Source organism: Sphingobacterium sp. JB170 (genome assembly GCF_900163865.1).
Classification (GTDB): domain Bacteria; phylum Bacteroidota; class Bacteroidia; order Sphingobacteriales; family Sphingobacteriaceae; genus Sphingobacterium.
On record NZ_FUKU01000025.1, the window covers coordinates 1 to 19,662 of the forward strand.

Here is a 19,662-nt window from a genome sequence, read left to right on the forward strand (position 1 = left end):
TACATGAACTGTGTTAAATTCCAAATTAATTTGGAATTTAACACAGTTCATGTACTTAGGAAGTTAACCAACAAATATTTAAAATAATGAAACGAACACTAATAATGGCAGCTATCGCTTTCGCACCGGGAGTGGTAATAATAACACTCGAAAGAAATACCGATGAAGATCTAGCAATGATCGAAGTGTATCAGGGAAGCAATGTCGTGACTGCGATCATCGCTTCGCCAGGTGATACAATAACTAAGGGTTCCTACACAATTATTTACCACATAAAAAAACAATCATGGAACCATATTACGCTTGCATGATAGATTGACTCGTCTTGATAAAGATGAATATGCCATATTCACTGAGATCGATTGGGATTATTCTACATACCATCCATAACGTTTGTTACAATAAAGGAATGAGTAGTATATTCGGCAAACCAAACTAAAATATTATGGGATTTTTGAAGAATTTATTTACGGTGGATCACAAAAAAAATGTTGAAGCATGCAAGAAGGATGTTGACAATCGTCAAAATATGTATGACTGGGCCAAAAGTGTATTAGATTCTAGAAAGCGGACTCCTGGAAATGTAACCGGTATTGCCGATTCGAAAAAGAAAGTACAAGAATATAAAAAACAGTTGGATATTGCTAAAGGGAAGCTTAAGGAGGCTAAAGAAAAAATGAAAAATTCGAAGTAATACTCAGTCCTAACGTACGTCGTTAGGACTTTTTTAATGGTTTTTATTGACCAATTATCGGCTGTAGCTTATCCCGTAGACGATATTCGATATAGGGTAGAATTGTTTTTGAATGCTTCGAACTAAGCGTCATCACCTGAACACGAATCTTTATTCCAAAAATCGTTTTTCGGGATTTTAGCTTCATGCCAAATGAAGCGCGTTCTGAAGGTTGATCGTAGTGCTGTTTAATCCTCGCATACAAATTTTGGCTTTTCCCTAAATACATCGGTATCCATCCTTCGTGAAATAGGACATTGTCCTGCTGAATAGCACGATGATAGTTGCATCGTTTCGCCTTTATTCCCGGTGTCCATACGACATTGTCTCGCCCGGTCCAAAATTTGGAAAATTTACCAATGTCTTCTTTTACGCACCCCCAGGCTTTATGGTTATCAGGAAGTTTCATGCTGTAGTAATATATACCAGGCGTCCTGGGTAGATTTATAAAGGCCTCGTCGCAATCATCCGATAGATCGAACTCGATCGTATAATTTTGGTCAAATTTTGCACTATCAACTAGCGAATCTAGTTCGCTAAAAGCCTGATTAAATAATTCTTAACATCTTTCTGAAACCATAAATAAGTAGTTTAATAATTGTTGAATGCAAGTATAGGTATTTGTACAGATTTTTTTTATAAAAATCTCGGCACCATAAACGATTGGACACAATGGACACTTGGACATAGTAATTATTATATGTTATTGATTATCTTCATGTTATACACTTTTTACAATGCAATTTTTGTCATGAACTTAGAAATAATTACATATAAACGGTTTTAACCGTTTTGCTCCGCTTTTTATTAATCTTTTTTACAATAAGAAATGTAAAAAAGGGAGCATTATATCGCACGCCTTCTTCTAACATCTTATTGATTGTCCTGATAAACTTTAATTGATACTGGACCTAAAAGACCAGCACTGTGTAGGGGGCTATCCGCTTTGTATGGGTTCACAATAGTCCAGCGTTTTCTTTGATTTTCGGGTAACTGTTGGTCTCCAATAAGACTATTCACCCATGTGTTGGTAACTTTAATAGCTATTGAGTTAGACTGCTCATTGCGAAAATCTGTAATGTCTATTTCATACGGATCAGTCCATACCGAACCTACCTGGGAACCGTTAACAGAGCCGCTTGCAATTGCTATCGCATTTCCTAAGCTCAGTACCCATCTTTGTTTTTTGTCATCGGTTTCAAGATTAGGAAGTTCAACTTCATATGTGGCACTTCCCGAAAAATAATTAACATCTTTGTCAGGATGTTTGGACCAATCCCATAACTGGTCAAATACCTTGGTGAAAGAAGTAGAATCTGGTTTTACAAATGTTACGTTCCACGGCCCATCTATAGGAATCGATTTGATGAGCTTGGGATAATTTCTGGCTGAAGGTGAAGCTTTTTCTTTTTGATTTTTTCTGAATATGATAAATACGCTACCTTGTTTGGGCAACTCAAGAGGGACGCTGATGGTTGTGCCATTATCGGCATATTCCGGTAAATCTCTAACCGTACCTGTGAGGGGATCCCAGGGCTTGATCCACCTAGATTAAACCAGTTACAAAAAAACAAAGGGCAATCCGAATACACGAATTGCCCAAAGTACTGTTGTTTGTAGTTTAGCTTATTTTTCGAGTACGTTTAACACGGCGCTATCATTTCCTGCGGACAGATCCACGGTAAAGACGTACGTTTTACCTGCTGAGAGCATCTTGCCTTCTAGGATTCCTAAGTTTCCCGAGTCGCGGCCATTTGATCCGTCACCTACAAATATCAGATCACTGGTAGATGTTAGCGTCTGAGCTGAATATTCTCCACCCCAGTTCTTTTGATGGAAGAACTTGAAATTGATGCTCGAGGCGTTAACAGTTTCGCCTGCCACCAGGGTAATTTGGTGCTTTTTACCACCGATCGGCGCCATCGCTAAGGCTTTCTCTGTCGTCCAGCCTACGGCATTTGTTAATGCCGGTTTACCGATTCCTTCCCCGATGATCCAAATCGCGCCACTTCCGTCCGGCTGTAGGGTAGCAAGATCATTGCCGTTCATAGGTTCGATGATAAAATATTTACGCTGCAAATCGGCGGTAATCTTATATTTTCCACTTATAGCGGCAAAAGTATACTCCTGACCTTGCTTATTAATGAAGTCCGAATCGATCCACCAGTCCGATAGATCTTCGATTCCATCGATAACCACGGGTTCCCCTTGGGTCATATTGGGCTCGGCGTAGAAAAGGTTATCGTCAATACGACTCATCACGGTCCCGTTTACCGCGTAGGCGATAATGAATGGGGAGGCCTGGAAATTAAAAGTATTAAAGGTGATGCTGTACAGTCCTGAGCTGGAGTTTGAAAATGGAATATCGGTCGTTGAGCCGAAGGCTACCGCTCCACTTTCATAACCGAAAGTCATTTCGCTGTTTTGCGCGCTTGTCTTAGGCGTTTTGATATGTCCTTTGATGGAGAAAGGGAAATCTGCCGCTACGGCGTACTGATTTCTGGCTGTTTTTTCCATTTTGTATTCCCCTTGCTCGGTGACCAAAGTGAGGTAGGGAAAATCTGGACGTGATAAGCTTATTTCGTGCGATTCCTGGGCTAGCGTCTTATTGATGTTCTGTAAGACTATTTTAATCGTTGCTACGGCATCGGGAACATCCTTTAAAAAGGGGATCCATATTTTACCGGTGTAGGTACCATTCTCTTTTGTACGGATTACGGTCTCTTGCACGAGCTCATCGGTGTAGAAGAGTTGCACTTTTACGGTTGATAGCGGCACCTGCTTATCCGATACAGCGATGTCGAAGCTGAGGCTATCGCCAAAGGAGGCTGCCGATAGATCGGACTGCAGATCAATCAGCGGGCTACCGGCAGTCTCGCTGTCGGATTTCTCACAAGCGTATAGCAAGCAGATGGCTACGAGCGAGTAGAACAATCTGAAGGTTAAAGTTTTCATAATTTTTTTCGGCGTTATTTCCATTGGTATGATGCGACAGATTTGACGGGAACATCGTAACTAAAATGATGTGTTCCATCGCTCACTGTTAGTTTTTGAACTTCGTTGGTGTTATTTAATGCTACTAGCGCATAGCTACCATCTAGGTTTTGGAATGCCGTGTATGTCAACCCGTCTGCAGCGTATCCGGTGGCGGCAATTCTTGTTGCACCTGGTTTCACGACCGCGGAAAGGTGGCCAATGATGTAGTAGTGGGAGTTGCGCGTGATGGATTTATAATCGTCGCTGTTGATATCGACGGCGCCATAACATGTTTGGCAACCGCCCGCGCGGTTGGGGCCTCTGTCGGAGTCGAGCATCAGGTTCCACACGATTACCGCGCGGCTCCAGTTGTTGATCGTGCCAAGGGCTACTTCCTGCATATCTTCCATTAGGCGCGTTGATAGGTTCTGACCATCGTTCCAGGTGCCGATGGAGGTCTCGGTGAAGATGATCTCTTTGTCGGGGCGCTGCTGGTGGATATCTAGAAGCTCGGCTCTGTCGCCACCGTAGTTGTGGTAGGCGGCGCCTGCTAGGTACTGCGCTGCTTGGGCGTTATTGTAGATGTTTATCGGATAGTCGTTTTGCGAGTCGATATCATCGTAGTTGTAGTTGTGATCAAAGGCGTATATTTTGGTGTCTAGTCCTGCTTGGCGCAGTTTAGGCCCTAGCGCTTGAGCGATAAACGCCTGCTGCTCTTGCCAGCTCATGTATAGCGATGCGGAGTTCCCTCTATTTAGGGGTTCATTTTGTGGGGTTATCGCCATCACGTGGATCCCTTGCTCGGCGAATGCCTGTAACCATTTCACAAAATAAGAACCATAGTCCTGGTAAAATTTAGGGTTTAGCTGACCGTCGGTCCACGAGTCGTGTGGCTGTAGGTCAGTCAGGTTGTTTACTTTCATCCACTTGGGGCTGGTCCAGGGCGAGCCGATGATCTGCACGTCAGGATTTATCGCTAGAATCTCTTTTAGTATAGGGATGATGTAGTTGAGCTCCTCGTCTTGCAGGGCGAAGTTACCTTCGCCTGGCGTGTCCCAACAGGTGTACTCGGAAAGCGAGAAATCCGAGCAGCCTATCGCTATGCGGATGTAGCTCATGCCGATGCCTTCGGTCTGTGAGAAGGTCTCGGTAAGAAACTGCTCACGGTCTTGCTTATTCATTTTTAAAAGGTTGTAACAGGTTGATCCTGTTATCGCTGCGCCAAATCCGTCCATCGTTTGGAAGGTCGTTGTCGGGTCGAGCGTGATGGTGTTGGGCGACATGTTTTGTTTGTCGCTAAAATCTTGGTACTGGGTAAAAAGATCGTATACCCTATTGTTGGAGGTGAGGACAATCTTCACGTCGCCATCGGTTTTTATGTTTGTGCTATCCGAGGGGGTAAAGCTATCTTGCGTACATGCGGTCGTTGCTAGTACTCCAGCTAGCAAAAAAGGTAATACCATATTTTTTCTATTTATCGTTATCATGGGGTGTATCGTATTAGTTAGTAGCCGGGATTCTGAACTATTTTAGGATTCTGATCGATTACTGTCTGCGGGATAGGGAGCCTGTAAGAAGCGCTGTTAAAAGGATATACCTGTTTTATGCGTCCGGAATCCTTGCCGTATACGGCATTCATTACGGGCTCTACTTTATCCAGACGAACCAGGTCGAACCAGCGCTGACCTTCAAAGGCTAGCTCGAGCCTTCTTTCAGTCAGTAGGGCAGTAAGCATTGACTCGGGCGAGGATTTCACGACGCTCGTTAGTGGCGGCAGCTCTACGCGTGCGCGCACGCGGTCGATAATCTGCGCAGCACCGGCCAAGTTTTGCGATGGCCCTTGTATGAGCGCTTCAGCTTTTAGCAGTAGTATATCGGCATAGCGAAGCTTGATGATACTGCTATATGCCGAGCGGAGCTTAAACATAAATGGGTAGTTGCTGCTGGGGTAGTAGTTACTCCAGCTGGTGGCGTAATAAACGATAGACTCATTCATGCGCACTGCGTCACCCTGGTCGTTGAATGCTTTTATCAGATCGCGCGAAGGGGTTATCCACTTGGCCCAGGTGAAGGAGTTGTCGTAGTTTGTCAAGTCTCTACCAAACATCCATGTCGCCCAGTTGCCGTTACCCGAAAAAAACTGCGCTTCGAGTATCGACTCGCTGGTATTGCGCATTTTGGTGTCCGTTATCGCGGCGTTCATACCGAATAGGTCGTTGTAGTCGGTTGTAAGCTCGAAACCGTCTGCGGCAAGCTCATCGGCATACTGAATAACTTTGTTATAATCACGCAGCGGCTTCTCGGCGTATACTTTGGCCAGCAGCGCTTTGGCGACAGATTTTGAAAACAGGGTTTTATCGCTAGCGCTGCTCTGGGGCGCTGTTTCGATGGCCTCCAGGCAGTCTTTCTCGATCTGCAGGTAGGCTTCCAGCTCCGTATTTTGAGCAGGGAAGTAGTCATCGTACACATCGCCTATTGTTTCGGAGGTTATGTCACCTGCGATGGTGGTAATCACGGGAATATCACCCCATATACGAACCATATCAAATAGTACCAGGGCGCGGAATATTTTGGCTTCACCCTTCATCTGCGCGCGCTCGGCGGTAGTAAGGGCGTTGTCGTCTACCGAATCGATATTTACGATTAATAGGTTTGCTTTAGCGATATCTTCCATATAGCGGTTCCAGTCGCGCAGCAGCACGGAGTTGGAGCCTTCGATGGTGTTGTTTTCAAAAGGAACGACCTCGGCGCCTGTTGTGCCGGCGTAAGCATTATCGGCGTGGGCGTCGGCTATAAGCAATAAGTCGACATACCAATGCTCCTGACGGTCGCGCATCTGGCGGTAGATGGTTTGCAGGTGGTTCTGCACGGCCGCTTTATCTTTAAAGGCGACCTGCTGACCGCTCTGGTCGACCCCTTCGGTCACGTCGGAAAAAGAATCCAGCGGATCGCGGTTTAGCGAGCAGGAGGTGACTAGTAAGACTAGACAGAGGAAGAAAAAATTATATACTGTACGTAACATGATTATTAGCTATTAAAATTCAAGATTAACACCAAACACAAAGGCTTTACTCTGGGGGTATGTACCCCAGTCGATACCTTGTACGGCACCGCTGTTACCCCACTGGTTTACTTCGGGATCCATGCCCGAATAGTCGGTGATGGTAAATAGGTTGCTGACCGAGATGTAGGGCTGCAGGCGGCCGATACCTTTGCTGCGGAGCTTCTCACCGGCGAAGTTATAGGATAGCGATATGTTCTTCACGCGCAGGTAGCTGCCATCTTCCACAAAGTAGGTGGAGTTGCGCATGGTGTAGCCCGCTTTAGGAACGTCGGTTATCTGTCCGGGTACCTGCCAGCGGTCTAGCACCCTTGTTGTCTGGTTTTTGCCATCGTACATGCCTTCGGTCTCCATGCGCGAAGCGTTAAATATATCGTTTCCTACTGATCCTTGCAGCAGCACGCTGAGGCTAAAGTTCTTGTAGGCGAAGTTATTGGTCAGCCCGAAGGTGAAGTCCGGGTTAGGGTCACCGATGTACGTACGGTCAGAAGATGATATCTTACCATCGCCACTGAGGTCTCTATACATCAGCTCGCCCGTCTCGGGGTTTACGCCATCGGATATGTAACCGTAAAAGCCGCTCATGGAGCGTCCCGGCTCATTGCGCACGACCTGCTCGTTGACCAGGTCGCTGGTGTAGGCATCCATGTATATCTGCTGGAGCTCGAGGCTCTCTAGGCGGTTGCGGTTCAGTGAGATATTAAACTCGGTATCCCAGAGGAACCCTTTGGTGAGGTTTTTGGAGCTGATGGAGGCCTCGAAGCCTTTATTTATCATGGCTCCTTCGTTGCGCGTGATGCTGCTCGCTGCTGCGGCGCCCGCTGGGAGCGATACGAACATGAGCATATCGCGCGTGCGTTTGTGGTAATAGTCGAGCGCGAGGGTCAGGCGGTTATTAAAACCAGTGAAGTCGACGCCGAAGTTGGTTTGCGTGGTGGTCTCCCAGCGCAGGTCTGTGGTGCGAAGGTTGGCTTGCGATATTGTAGGCAGGGCATTCTCCTGATCGGTTTTAAACCACTCTACGCGCGATATGTTGTACAGCTGCAGGTAGGCGTAATCACCTATTCCGGATTGGTTTCCTGTTTGTCCCCATCCTCCGCGAATTTTAAGGTCATTTATCCAGGAAACGTCATTTAGGAACTCTTCGGATGATAGGCGCCATGCGGCCGACATGGAGGGGAATACACCCCAGCGGTGATCGGGATGTATTTTTGAGGATCCGTCACTACGCAGGTTCGCTGTAAATAGGTAGCGGCCGTCGTAGTTGTAGGCGGCTCGAGCAAAGTAAGACATGATGCTCCACTGCGAGGCGCCAGAGCCCGTTCCGTCCCAGGAGATCTTATTGGCCGCATTTAAGGTGCGGATCAAATCGCTCGCATAGTGCGATCCATAGATATAGTTGTTGGTATATTTAGAGTCTGTCCAAGATGATCCGGCCATCGCCTCGATGCCGTGCAGACCAAAGTTATTCGTGTAGGTCAGCACGTTATCAAAGGTGAGCACGGTATTCATGCTACGCGTGTCGGATGCCTCACCGCGCTGGTTTCTACCCCAGGAGGTGGAAGTTGGATCGAGGAAGGTGGTGTTCACCGCGTTGCGCCGGTCCATGGTGAATGATGATTTGAACGATAGCTCAGGAAGTAGCGTGAATAGGGCACTTCCGGAGGCTAACAGGCGGTTTTCCTTATTCCTGTTGTTTGCGCTGCGCGCCATGTTTTCCAGCGGGCTGGTGATATTCACGCCGTAGAAGTTCGCATTATACTGATTGGGGTTCATCGGATCCCATATCGGGGCAAATGTTGGGGTGTTGATGGCCGATAGCACGACACCTCCGCGGTTGGCGCCCAGTCCCGTTGTAACGCCATTATCGGTATAGTCCGAGTAGTTCACGTTGGCGTTGACGGTTACCCAGGGGCGGATCTTATTTTCGATGTTAGCCCGGAAGTTATAGCGCTTGAAGAAGGTGCTGTTTATCACGCCCAGTTCATCCACGTAGCCACCCGAGAGAAAGTATTTAAGCTTCTCGGTGCCGTCGGTGATGGATACTTGGTAGTTTTGTATACGTCCTTTCTGGTAGGTTTCTTTAAACCAGTCTGTCTGATCGGAGAGTGTTGGCGGGAGGCTCACCAGGCCTATCTCGTCTTGAAGCTCCGTATACTGCTGGGTGTTTAACACATCCACGTTGCTGGTCACCACATTCTGGGTGATCTGACTGTTGAAGCTGATCTTTCCCTTGCCAGTTGATCCCGACTTGGTGGTGATGAGCACGACTCCGTTTGCTGCGCGTGAGCCGTATATAGCGGCGGAGGAAGCGTCCTTTAGCACCTGCATGCTACTGATGTCTGTGGGTGAAAGAAAACGAATGTTGTCTACCGGTACGCCGTCCACGACGTATAGCGGATCGTTACTACCGTTGAAGGATGTCGTTCCACGCACGCGGATGGACATCTCGCTCCCTGGAGCGCCGTTGGGCTGGGTGACCGCTACACCGGCCGCTTTTCCTTGCAGCGCTTGTGCAGCGCTCGTAATCGGGCGCTCGTCGAGCTCTTCCAGTGAGACGGTGGATACTGCCGTGGTGAGATCTTTTCTTTTCACCGAGCCGTAGCCGATCACGACGATATCTTCGAGTACGTTGTCTGCGGCGGTAAGCTTGATTTCCATAGGGCCGGCGGTGATGGGCAGCGTCTGGGTGTCAAAGCCGATAAAGGATATTTGAATGCTGCTACCCTGCGGTACAGCTGGTAGCGAAAAGCTACCGCCCGCGTCCGAGTGGGAGCTGAGCGAGGTGCCGATTACGGCGACGGTGGCGCCCGCTATGGGCTCACCGGTTAGCATATCGGTGATGATTCCGCTGAGGGGAACATTTTGCTGTGCCCGTGCCGGCCAGACAAAGTAGGCCGAAAAAACGATAAAAAGAAGAATTTTGCTTCTCAACATAGAGAGTACCATAAGTGTAAAAAAATATAATTGTGGGCTTTCATATTTTAGGTTCCTAAGAAAACACCAATACAAATTTAGCAGGAAGATTAATCTTAGGCGCTCTTTTTTAATCACTCCAGGGAAAAAGTAGTTGATTATTCGTGTTAAGGATTTGTTAATTAATTCCTTAGGGGGTCGGCCTCCAGGGTAAATAGTAGTCTGTTTTGGCGGCGGGGAGTGCTATATTTTATCAAAACCGCCTATTAGTAGAACCTTCCGCTCGAAGTCTTCCTTGCTATCTAGGGCATTGTTGCGCACTTTCACGCGGTAGTTGTAAACCGTTTGCAGCGAGCAGCGCAAAAATCGGGCGATCTTTGTGGTGTCGGTGATCCCTAGTTTTATAAGCGCATAGATTCGTAGCTCGGTGTTTAGAAACTCCGCGGCGGGGGGAATAATTTTCTGCTCTACAGCGAGCAGGGCGCGAAACTCAGAGACAAAAGAGGGATAAAGGTTCAAAAAGATAACATCAAAATTCTTGTAGAGTTCGTCCAGGTCGGCTTTTAGCGTGCTATCTGTTTTCAACGCTTTTTTCAGCCCGCTGGTATCGCCATTTAGGAGCTGCTTATAGAGCGTGTTGCGGTAACTCTCATGCTTTTCAATGTAGCTTGAGCAGATCTCAAAAAACTGCGTGATGTAGATCTCTTTAATATGGCTAGCCTCTAATAGTCCAGCGTTGGAAGCTTTCAGGTCGCTGTTAAGCAGCTTTAGCTCGCCGTTTGTTTCAAAGAGTTCTTTTCGTATGCGCTTTAAGTGTTTCTTCTGCCGGTTCACTTTAATTATTCCACCTAGTAGTAATAGCGAGAGCACGCTGATGACCGAGAGCGAGAGGACCAGGAATATTTTCTCCTTGGCCTCCTTTTGCTGAAAGGAAGCATTTATTAGCGGGTAGAAGGTGGTGCTTTCAATCGTTCGGTAGCGCACGTTGGAAAAAATAGCGTCTGCCATGGCCTGCTGGATATAGAGGTAGGCGCGCTCGATGTCCCCATCTTCGTAAAAAGCGAGCGCGAGGCTTTGCAGGGAGGCGTTATCGGTGATTGATAGGTGCATATCGGTGGTGGCTGATATGCTGTAGTAGTAAATCTGCATGTCCAGCTCATCCCTGGTTTTTGCGATCACGCCCAAGTAGTAAGCAATCACGGCGCGCTCGGGCGCCCGCTCGGGCGTGCCGGTAAGCATCGCTTTAAATTTCCTTTCCGCTGCATCTACCTGCCCGTTATAGAGCATTTTTGTGGCGAGCGTTATTTGGTATTTGAGTGAGGCGGTATCGAGTACCGAAAGGAGCGAGTCGCGGTATATCTCGCTGCGCTTGAAATAGCCGCTACCATTGCTGCTTTGTCCGTAATGACTGGAGAATTCTGAGAGCGTAGAAAAGTACAGGGGCAGCAGGGCTGAATCTAGGCTCTGGCGATCGATCTGGCTGAGCAGGTTCTGGGATTCAATGTATTTACCGGCTGAGGAAAATAGTCCGGCCAGCTTTATTTGCGATTCGTTGATCCCATGACGATTGGCGGCTCTCTTTGCCAGGGTAATGTTCTTTTCCAGGTAAGCGATCGCCGAGTCGATCTGGAACTTTTCATACTCGCCGGTAATGCGTTTATTCAGTGTGTAGTGCGCCGGGTATGTTCCCCTAACTAGGGGCAAAGAGTCCTTGAGCGCTGCGATGCGTTGAAGTTTTTCAAGTTTGAAGCTTTCTTTATTTTTAAGCGTGAAATCTAGTTTTGTACGTACGGAATCTGTGTATGCATCTGCAAACCCATTGTGGTGTATTGTAATAAGCAAGATGCATATTAGTAATTTGTACATAACTGGAAATGTCGCTGAAATTCTCCTCGGATACAAAAGTATGAAATTATTAGGTATTCTTTAAAAGGGGGGAGCGTACGCCCCTGTAAGCATGCGCGCGATCATTCGGCAAAGAGCCGACTTACTAATTGTTGGAGAACGAATATTGAGATTAGTTGTGCGGAATGTCGTTTCTACTGTTCTAAGCTATTGCAATAGAAGCCTGGAGGGGCAAGGATTAAGGCGTGGGGGCAAAGCCACTTACATAGACGAAACAAATCGCCGGTTAATACGGCAAGCAAAATAGAATTTTCAGTATCCGTTTTTATTCCATCAGATGTCTAAACTTTGGGATATCGGGAAGTTAACTTTGGGATATCTGCGATTAAATTTTGGATTATCTACGGAAATAGATGATTCGTTGCAGGATAGATAAGAGCTATTATGAGCGTTTGTAATTTTCCTGCAAGTTCAAAACGGGAATAATTTCCTTTACGTACGGGATAGAAATTGTTGCAAAAACATTTTTAGCCTGTTAGCTCGTGCTAGTTGGAAGCGCGGTCTGCGCGAAGGTTTATAAATCTTCTAAAATCAAGGGTTATTGGCGAATTTAAACCTACTAGCATAAATCGAACTAATAAGATGTAAATAATTAAGACGAACCTAATTTTTAAGCGTATATTGAAAATTTAATTTTCTTATCTATCGAGATGTCAAAACGTGAAACAATTGCCATAGATATGGATGGCGTCCTTGCCAATAATATGGCCCATTATTTAGCGTATCATTTCCGTGAAACTGGAATTCGTATCACCGAAACGGAAATTCAAGGTAAACCTGAAGAGCAATGCTTCGAGGATCCAGATGCTGTATATCGGTATTTGGCTATGCCTGATTTCTTTCGTACGCTGCCCATAAATCCTGATGCTCAAGAGGTTGTGCAGCGACTAAATGATCATTTTAATGTATACATCGTATCTGCGGCGATGGAATTCCCGTGGAGCCTAGTCGAAAAATATAATTGGCTAGCCGAACATTTTCCATTTATTAGTTGGCAACAGATTGTTTTCTGTGGAGATAAAGGGATTGTCAAAGCGGATTATATGATCGATGATCATTGTTACAATCTTCAATCATTTTCAGGAAATAGCTTGCTGTTCAACTGCTACCATAATATTAATGAAACGGAGTTTGAGCGTTTAAACAGTTGGAAGGATGCCGAGCGTTATTTTTTTAGTAAAGGGTGAACTGTTTGGAATTTATATACAGCTGTGTTTTCAAAGAATTGGACAAAAAATAAAAAAATGGGGACTACTTGAGTTTATCAACAGGCCCCTTCTACTTTGTAGTTTAGACAGAGGGGCATCAATAGCTATACTTACTTCTATCGAACAGTGTATCCCTGTATTTAGCAATCCCCATATCCGGTAGTTTACTGTCAGAGGCGCGAACTTTCTGTATAAATTCGTCACATTCCCGTTCGGTTAATATCTGTCTGTATAACGCAATACACAGTATATCCATCGTAGTGATGTATGCCACTTGATATTGTTCGCAATATTTCCGGATATCTTTGAGATTACTCGATGCAATTATATGGGGATGATAGCGACAATAGGCTAGGCACGCACTTTCGCCCTTTCCTTTGGTTTTGATTAGTTGAGCGTATTCTCTGAATACATTCAGATCCTTTGCGGGGAACGGAACGATCGAAAGCGCTTTCCAGACTACCATGTTTTCCAAAATAACATTGACAGTTTTGTTTTTTCGTAGTTCCTCGTCGACACGGTCGAGCATCATCATTCTTTGGGGAAACAAGTCGATCAGTGTGGATATTCTACCGGCTTTAACAAAATGGATAATAACGTCCGAATCAAGCAATATGTGGACAACAGTTTTACTCATTTTCTGGCGGCTGTTCTGATGGGTCATAGCCTATCGTTCGCATCAATTCCAAATAATGAGACTCGGAAATTTTTTCATCTTCGAAGAGCTGATGTGCTTTCACACCGTAATCGCCAATTACAAGCCCAGCGTTTCCAGGATTGTATAAATCAACCTGATAACCATAGGCTGTTGCGGAACGTCGTACATCAATTTTATATCGATCATAGGTTATATTGGAAATGATGTCTAAATTTTTCAATCTCTGGAGTAATGCACGTCGAGAAATACTATAATATTGTTCTACTTTCAATACCGTCTCTAAACGAATTGTATCACGAACACTAAGCTCGTTGGAAGGGATATTCAAAGTTAGTCCATCTTGTGGTAAAAGCAGATACGCAGCAAACATATCTGCTTTATATTCTTCAATATTCTTTTTGTCGAATCGCCCCGTTTTGCACGACTGGGACACGAAATTATCTTGAACGAACAAATGGTAAAGTTCGTGCGCTATCGTAAAATGCTGTTTTCCCAAATTATGTTCTTGGTTGACCATCATGAATCGATCTTGATCCATCTTGATTGCCATGCCCGAAAAATCATCTGAAAGTTTACGAAAAACCGTTAACACATTGCATTTTAGCAAAAGACTTTTTAAACGAATGGGTTCAGTATTACTAAACCCGTTGTCCCTTCGAAATCGTATCGCTTTTTGTTGTATTTCATTATCGAGCGTATCAAACTTGAGTTTAGCCATTTGCAAGATTTTTCATTTTCATATAATTCTTCACTACCAATTGAAAATCAGCAATGCTGTTCAAATCTGTAGATGTTAGCTCACTGGATCTAAATGCAAAAACACAATTTAGCGTTTGCGTATTTTCGTCTTCCTCTAGAAGATCAGCCAAATCCATATTAAATAAAGCGGACAAACGTTCCATGTGATCAAAACTGCACTCTCGCTCTCCAGTTTCAATATAACTAATCGTCGGGCGCGGAACACTCAAATAAGTAGCCAAGTCGTCCTGAGTATATTTTAGGCGCTCGCGGATCTTCCTTATGTTGGATCCAATGATATTATGTTCATTTTTTGCCATAATTTTTATCTGTATACAAATATATTAAAAAATACTATATTGTGTATTATATGTAACAAAGTATTTTTCAAACAAATAGTTTAAAAATCCTATTTTATAGTGTTTAATGAGTATTATTGTTTTTTATTCGTTTTACTAAAGTGTGTAATAAATATATTTTATTGATTTTTTGTAACAAAAAGTCTGCACTGGTTTTATAGCGTATAGCCTGTTTCATCAACCGACACCTGATCGACAATGTGTTTCCCTTTAAGAATGAGTTAGCTATTGGATATTGTCAACATCTTTTATTTAGTTTGACAGTATGAACTGGAGCGGCATCCAGTGAGGGAAACGGTAAAAAGAATTGTAAAGGAAAATGCCGTCGCTCTCGGAATAAATCTTAGTTTCGTATGGCCGTTTACTGAAAATAGAATATTTACAATTCACGCTTATGCCGACGAACCCGATCGAATCATATCATCCTGCTCTATTTGCTTACGCTTACAATATTTTAGGTTCCTACGAGGATGCTAAAGATGCGGTTCAGGATGTAACGCTAAACTATCTTACCACACCTAGAGTGAATATAGCGAATGAAAAGGCCTATTTGATTAGGAGCATTATAAATCATTCGATCAACATGAAAAAGCGGTATAAGCGGACCTCCTACCCCGAAAGCTGGCTTCCAGAACCCGTAGAAACCCACGGTGCGGATCATAGAATGAATAGCCGCGAGATACTTTCCTATTCCCTTTTGGTTCTTCTAGAACGGCTTGGTCCAAAGGAGCGTGGTGTTTATATTTTAAAACATGCTTTTGATTATACGCACGAGGAGATCGCTGGAACACTTGAACTCTCGGTCGAAAATTCGAGAAAACTTTTAAGCAGGGCAACACGCAAATTGAGTGGGGTCAGGCCTCAAGAACAGCGTAGCGTGCTGGTTAATTCGGATCTGTTAAATAACTATATCGCGATTGTTCGTGGTGGAGACATTCGCGCGCTGGAGAAAATGCTTTCGGATGATATTATGGCGCATGCAGATGGAGGAAGTAAACTTAGCGTCGTGCGCGAGCTCACCGCCGGGCCTCGTGAGGTCGCACACCTGATGCGGCACGTGTTTGAAAAGTATCAACGTGAGTTTTCTATCGCGTATACTTTTGTCAATCATCAGCCTGCACTTCTATTTTTTAATAAACTGGAACTTGTGAACTGTCAGATTTTTGAGTTTGATCAAGATCAGAAGATCAAACGTATTTATTCCGTTGTAGATCCCGATAAACTAAAAAATTTAAAACTTTTCTAGCTTTTTGTCACGTTTTGGTTAAGCTGCTTGTCTTTATCTGTATATAGACGAAAAGAGCATTTCATAACAATTAAATTGATAGAAATAATGATTACAGTACAAGTTACTTACACGGTGCACGATGAATACGTGCCGACAAACAAAGAAAACATCGCCTTATTCATACGCGATTTTGGGAAGATAAAGTCGAATGCCTTTCGGTATCGCGTATATCAGAAATCGAATGGGAACACTTTTGTGCACATCTCTGAATTTGAAGATGAAGTGATTCAGGCGAAGATTCTTCGTGAGCCGGCATTCGTCCACTTCCAACAGCAGCGGGATCTAAATTTAAAATCTGCCCCGGCGATTGAGTTTTTAAATCACGTTGGAAATGCGGGAATCTTTATGGGCTTTGAGGAAAAGCAAAATTCGGATAGTTGATCGTAACACTAGGCGAATTTTGGAAGAAACAGAAGCTCTATCGAAGAGTATTTTATCGCTAACGAGATAGAAGTTGGAAACATTGGGTCTTTAACGATTTCTTTGGCGTCGGGTGGCTGTTTTTCGTTTCGGGCAACTGGCAATACGCTTTTTTTATCATTACTCAACAAAAGACGGTTCATATAAACTGCTGTAAATCTGCCTTTACAACTGCCTTACCGTCCAATTGTTCTTGATTGTTTCAGCAATATAAAATTCTCTTTTATATTGACTGTCAACACTTTGAAGTAACTTGTATTGGCTTCAACTCAAATGTGCATACAGTGTATGCACATTTGAGAATGTGCGATAAAACTGTCTGTAAAGGTTTATTTGTCTTGTGGAAAAACCAGTTCCGAACTCGGGTTGCAGTTGTTCTGAAAGATTTCTGATAAGAAACGTTCCGTGATCTGCACGTTCTTTCCCTTCTTGTTCTTCTTCAAAGATACGTTTGCCAATATGCCAATACATCAAAGTTCTTTGATAGTCAACTGCTCGTATAGCTTTGTCTTTTGACTGGGCTATTATGGCTTTTTATATCTGTTATTATAGATTGATTTATTTATGAGCGTATTATTCAATTTTTATCATGTTATCATTTCCGAACCATACAGTATCGATCATACATATTGCACGACTATTCTCTAACTATGAGAGTGAGAATACCATAAATAGGATTAAGCAACATTTAATAAATGCCCATTCGCGTGCATACGTCAAGCGCAATTGTAATGTCAGTTTATCTCAAAAGCGTCCGATAGACATAAACCAACGCTGTTCAATCTGATGTACACGGCCCCCCGGGACTAATATGGCGAACAGCGAGCTCTTAACAATGAATTCACAACTTAAAGATTCTGAAAATAACTGAGTTCCCATGTATGGTCATCTTTTGATGCGTGCTCTATGCCGTGGTCAGCAAATACGAGTAGTTCCGAGTTCGGACTTGTCGCTTTGATCGCCGTTCCGTATCCTTTAGGTATGTGAAGCACTTCGGGGTTTTCTGCAGACAATAGCCGTTTCTCAACGGGCAGATCGGCTGAAGCTTGCTCCCAATTATCAATCTTAATAAGATTTATCTCAAAAGCGCCCGATAGGACATAAAACCACCGCTGTTCAATCTGATGTGCGCGCCACCCTCGGATTAATTCGGTGTCAACATTCTTAATAACGTAAAAACGTTTGACTAAGCTCATGTCAAATTCGTTTACGAATCGGATCTGTCCTCTTTCATCTTTGGCTATACCGCCTGGTATGTGGTTGATCATTATTGCGTTTTATTCTTTGTCTTTTCTCGATCGGAATTTTAACTCTATGGCACGCTGCCGACTTCAAAATAGGCTGCTCGATAAAAGAGCATTCCATTGCCTGTTAGAAGCAGGATCGAAATATAAGTGTTTCATTTCGGTGATGCAAGCAGATCGTTTTGTTTCGGGGTTTGCCGGAGTAGAAAATCGACCGGTCAATCAATTCATACAAATTTTGGCAGAACTTTGAAAGTTGTCTGCGCAGCTATGGTGTAATGGATTTAGGTGAGCGAAAGTGTTCCACGTGGCTCAATATTTTGTTGCGAAACGTTTACTTGTTGTTTAATATCTTTTCCAGGTACTGAACTTTTGATTTTTCAGCCTCGACAAGCAGCATGTAGAGTTTTTTGTTCTCTTCGTAGGCTTCTATCAGCTTGTCTAGGGGATTGAAGGTCATGTTGACACTGCCGTTATTTGTATTTGAAGTATTCGAACTTTGATCATGAAACGTATTGAAGTAGTTGATAACAGCATCTTCACTAAAGCTTTCGATTGCATCAGTAGTGACCCCTAAAATACTAGCTACTTGAGCAAGTAATTCAGTTTCGATGGTTTCACTTTTCTCAATATTAGATACGGTCTGTTGAGATACGCCCAGCTCATTCGCCAATGTTTCCTGTTTCATACTGCGCAGTTCACGGATGCGTCCAATTTTTCTACCAATATGGTTTGTGGGGTTCGTTGTGTTCATGATTCAATACTAAAGGGTATTCAAGTGTGAATATACAAAAAGATGTTTATTTTTTGAAATCATAAATCATTTTATATTGATAACGAGATTGATACAGCGGCTGCTCGGGATTTCATTCAGCGAACACTCCATAAGCAGATTTCTCAAAACGAAAAAAATATATTAGTTTTTGTGTCTTATTTTCACAAATAGCAGACTCAAAGTGGTTAGTAACAGAAGAACGGCGACAACCTGGAAGGTGATGGAAAGGTTCACGTTTGCATCTTTTAACGCGCCCCCTAGATACACCATTACACCACCAACAATGGTACTTAGAAAGTTTAAAAAGCCATATCCGGTTGCAATATACCTGGGGTTGATCACTTGGCGCAATAATGGCATCAGGTTGGCATCATTAGTACCCCGAGCGATTCCAAAAACAATCATCGCTAGAACGGCAATTGGGAAGCTCGATGTGCTGGCAAGCAGGAACAGAAATGGAGCACCAATGCAAAACCCCAGTAGGATAACATTTAATCGCCCCTTTATATTTTTCTGCACCCATCGGTCAGCAAAAATGCCACCCACGATCACGCCAATAAAGGATCCAACCTGCATATATCCTGTTGCGGAAATACCAGCACTGCCCAGTCCCAAGTGGAACTGCTCTTTCACAAATGTTGGTAGCCATCCGTTCACCAGCCAGTTGGCCATTCCCAGGATCGAGAAGAAGAACAAAATTATATAATAGGAAGGGATCTTAAACATAGCTTTTAACGCTTCTTTAACGGAATATTCTTCGGGCTGTTTATCATGCTGTCGCTGTTCGTCGGGCTGCTTATTGTCTTTAAGCAAGAATAAAAGTAACAATGAATATAATACGCCAAATGCGCCGAATACATGAAATCCATAACGCCATCCCCAGGCCTGGGCTATATAACCGCCAAGGCCTCCTAATGCAAGTCCGGTATACAGGCCACACATATGGAGTCCTGTTGCTAGCGACTGTGTTTTTCGGGAATGATAGTCGGTGATTAAGGCTAGCGCCGCTGGTATATAGCAAGCTTCACTCACGCCCATTAGTAATCTGGTTACTAGGATTTCAGGGAATGATTGCGTGTACCCTGTCCATAAAGTCACCGCTGACCAAACGCCAACGGAAAAAACAATAAGTTTTTTTCGCGAGTATTTATCCGCTAGGTAGCCGCCAAAAGGACTCACCAGCCCATATGACCAAAGGAAGACGGAGGTTAACAATCCAAACTGAGCATCGTTTATTTGAAAATCACTAACTATTGGGTCACGCATGGAGGTGATCAGCAAGCGGTCGAAATAATTTAGAAAAGCAACTACCCAGAGCAGGGCCACCACTATCCAGGGATAATACGATTTGTTAACTAGAGCGTTCATGGGCAGTTTGCTT

19 protein-coding genes are annotated in these 19,662 nt (G+C 44.1%); 5 read left to right on the forward strand and 14 right to left on the reverse strand.

Annotated features, from left to right (window positions below; genetic code table 11):
- Window positions 1-86: 86 nt before the first annotated feature.
- Together FM107_RS05260 and FM107_RS05265 are read left to right on the forward strand one after the other, a co-directional pair.
- Window positions 87-311 carry a hypothetical protein gene (locus tag FM107_RS05260; protein ID WP_143559436.1) on the forward strand — a complete coding sequence of 75 codons (225 nt, stop codon included), beginning with the start codon at window positions 87-89 and terminating at the stop codon, window positions 309-311.
- Window positions 312-445: 134 nt separating this feature from the next.
- Window positions 446-694: a hypothetical protein gene (locus FM107_RS05265; RefSeq protein ID WP_086947474.1), complete on the forward strand. Its 249-nt coding sequence runs from the start codon at window positions 446-448 to the stop codon at window positions 692-694.
- A 43-nt stretch (window positions 695-737) separates the two neighbouring features.
- Here FM107_RS05265 and FM107_RS05270 read toward each other — a convergent pair whose 3' ends face one another.
- From FM107_RS05270 to FM107_RS05300, 7 genes are all read right to left on the reverse strand, one after another.
- A complete protein-coding gene (locus FM107_RS05270; protein WP_086947475.1) occupies window positions 738-1,142 on the reverse strand; it encodes a hypothetical protein in 405 nt (134 codons plus the stop codon).
- A gap of 464 nt (window positions 1,143-1,606) precedes the next feature.
- Entirely contained in the window at window positions 1,607-2,188 is a 582-nt protein-coding gene (locus tag FM107_RS05275) for a glycosylhydrolase-like jelly roll fold domain-containing protein (RefSeq protein ID WP_086947476.1), read from the reverse strand.
- A 171-nt stretch (window positions 2,189-2,359) separates the two neighbouring features.
- Window positions 2,360-3,688, reverse strand: coding sequence for a DUF5125 domain-containing protein (locus FM107_RS05280; RefSeq protein WP_086947519.1), 1,329 nt, complete (start codon window positions 3,686-3,688; stop codon window positions 2,360-2,362).
- A 14-nt stretch (window positions 3,689-3,702) separates the two neighbouring features.
- A complete protein-coding gene (locus tag FM107_RS05285; protein ID WP_256959361.1) occupies window positions 3,703-5,172 on the reverse strand; it encodes a glycoside hydrolase family 30 beta sandwich domain-containing protein in 1,470 nt (489 codons plus the stop codon).
- A gap of 41 nt (window positions 5,173-5,213) precedes the next feature.
- Window positions 5,214-6,731, reverse strand: a complete 1,518-nt coding sequence (locus tag FM107_RS05290) for a RagB/SusD family nutrient uptake outer membrane protein (RefSeq protein ID WP_086947478.1) — start codon at window positions 6,729-6,731, stop codon at window positions 5,214-5,216.
- A 12-nt stretch (window positions 6,732-6,743) separates the two neighbouring features.
- Window positions 6,744-9,782 carry a TonB-dependent receptor gene (locus tag FM107_RS05295; RefSeq protein WP_256959362.1) on the reverse strand — a complete coding sequence of 1,013 codons (3,039 nt, stop codon included), beginning with the start codon at window positions 9,780-9,782 and terminating at the stop codon, window positions 6,744-6,746.
- A gap of 147 nt (window positions 9,783-9,929) precedes the next feature.
- Complete coding sequence (locus FM107_RS05300) at window positions 9,930-11,552, reverse strand: DUF6377 domain-containing protein (protein ID WP_086947480.1); 1,623 nt, start codon at window positions 11,550-11,552, stop codon at window positions 9,930-9,932.
- 689 nt (window positions 11,553-12,241) lie between these two features.
- On the opposite strand from FM107_RS05300, the gene FM107_RS05305 reads away from it, so the two are divergent.
- Window positions 12,242-12,778 carry a 5'(3')-deoxyribonucleotidase gene (locus tag FM107_RS05305; RefSeq protein WP_086947481.1) on the forward strand — a complete coding sequence of 179 codons (537 nt, stop codon included), beginning with the start codon at window positions 12,242-12,244 and terminating at the stop codon, window positions 12,776-12,778.
- 118 nt (window positions 12,779-12,896) lie between these two features.
- On the opposite strand, the gene FM107_RS05310 is transcribed toward FM107_RS05305, so the two are convergent.
- Genes FM107_RS05310 through FM107_RS05320 form a run of 3 tightly spaced genes read right to left on the reverse strand, consistent with a single transcriptional unit; the run spans window position 12,897 to window position 14,515 of the window.
- Entirely contained in the window at window positions 12,897-13,436 is a 540-nt protein-coding gene (locus FM107_RS05310; RefSeq protein ID WP_143559437.1) for a hypothetical protein, read from the reverse strand.
- Window positions 13,429-14,175: an ImmA/IrrE family metallo-endopeptidase gene (locus FM107_RS05315; RefSeq protein WP_086947483.1), complete on the reverse strand. Its 747-nt coding sequence runs from the start codon at window positions 14,173-14,175 to the stop codon at window positions 13,429-13,431. The genes FM107_RS05310 and FM107_RS05315 overlap by 8 nt, the downstream gene beginning before the upstream one ends.
- Entirely contained in the window at window positions 14,168-14,515 is a 348-nt protein-coding gene (locus tag FM107_RS05320) for a helix-turn-helix domain-containing protein (protein WP_086947484.1), read from the reverse strand. The genes FM107_RS05315 and FM107_RS05320 overlap by 8 nt, the downstream gene beginning before the upstream one ends.
- Before the next feature lie 433 nt (window positions 14,516-14,948).
- Here FM107_RS05320 and FM107_RS05325 point away from each other — a divergent pair, with 433 nt between their 5' ends.
- On the forward strand, window positions 14,949-15,800 hold the full coding sequence (locus tag FM107_RS05325) for a sigma-70 family RNA polymerase sigma factor (protein WP_086947485.1): 852 nt from the start codon (window positions 14,949-14,951) through the stop codon (window positions 15,798-15,800).
- Window positions 15,801-15,887: 87 nt separating this feature from the next.
- Window positions 15,888-16,223: a hypothetical protein gene (locus tag FM107_RS05330; RefSeq protein ID WP_086947486.1), complete on the forward strand. Its 336-nt coding sequence runs from the start codon at window positions 15,888-15,890 to the stop codon at window positions 16,221-16,223.
- A 303-nt stretch (window positions 16,224-16,526) separates the two neighbouring features.
- Here FM107_RS05330 and FM107_RS19930 read toward each other — a convergent pair whose 3' ends face one another.
- From FM107_RS19930 to FM107_RS05355, 4 genes are all read right to left on the reverse strand, one after another.
- Window positions 16,527-16,736 (reverse strand): DUF1016 N-terminal domain-containing protein, encoded by a 210-nt coding sequence (locus tag FM107_RS19930; protein ID WP_306298636.1) that lies wholly within the window; start codon window positions 16,734-16,736, stop codon window positions 16,527-16,529.
- Window positions 16,737-17,110: 374 nt separating this feature from the next.
- The gene (locus FM107_RS05340; protein WP_086947487.1) at window positions 17,111-17,530 is read right to left on the reverse strand and encodes a WxcM-like domain-containing protein; all 420 of its coding nucleotides are present in this window, start codon (window positions 17,528-17,530) and stop codon (window positions 17,111-17,113) included.
- Window positions 17,531-17,840: 310 nt separating this feature from the next.
- A complete protein-coding gene (locus FM107_RS05350) occupies window positions 17,841-18,260 on the reverse strand; it encodes a helix-turn-helix domain-containing protein (RefSeq protein ID WP_086947489.1) in 420 nt (139 codons plus the stop codon).
- Window positions 18,261-18,422: 162 nt separating this feature from the next.
- Entirely contained in the window at window positions 18,423-19,649 is a 1,227-nt protein-coding gene (locus FM107_RS05355; protein WP_086947490.1) for an MFS transporter, read from the reverse strand.
- Window positions 19,650-19,662 lie beyond the last annotated feature (13 nt).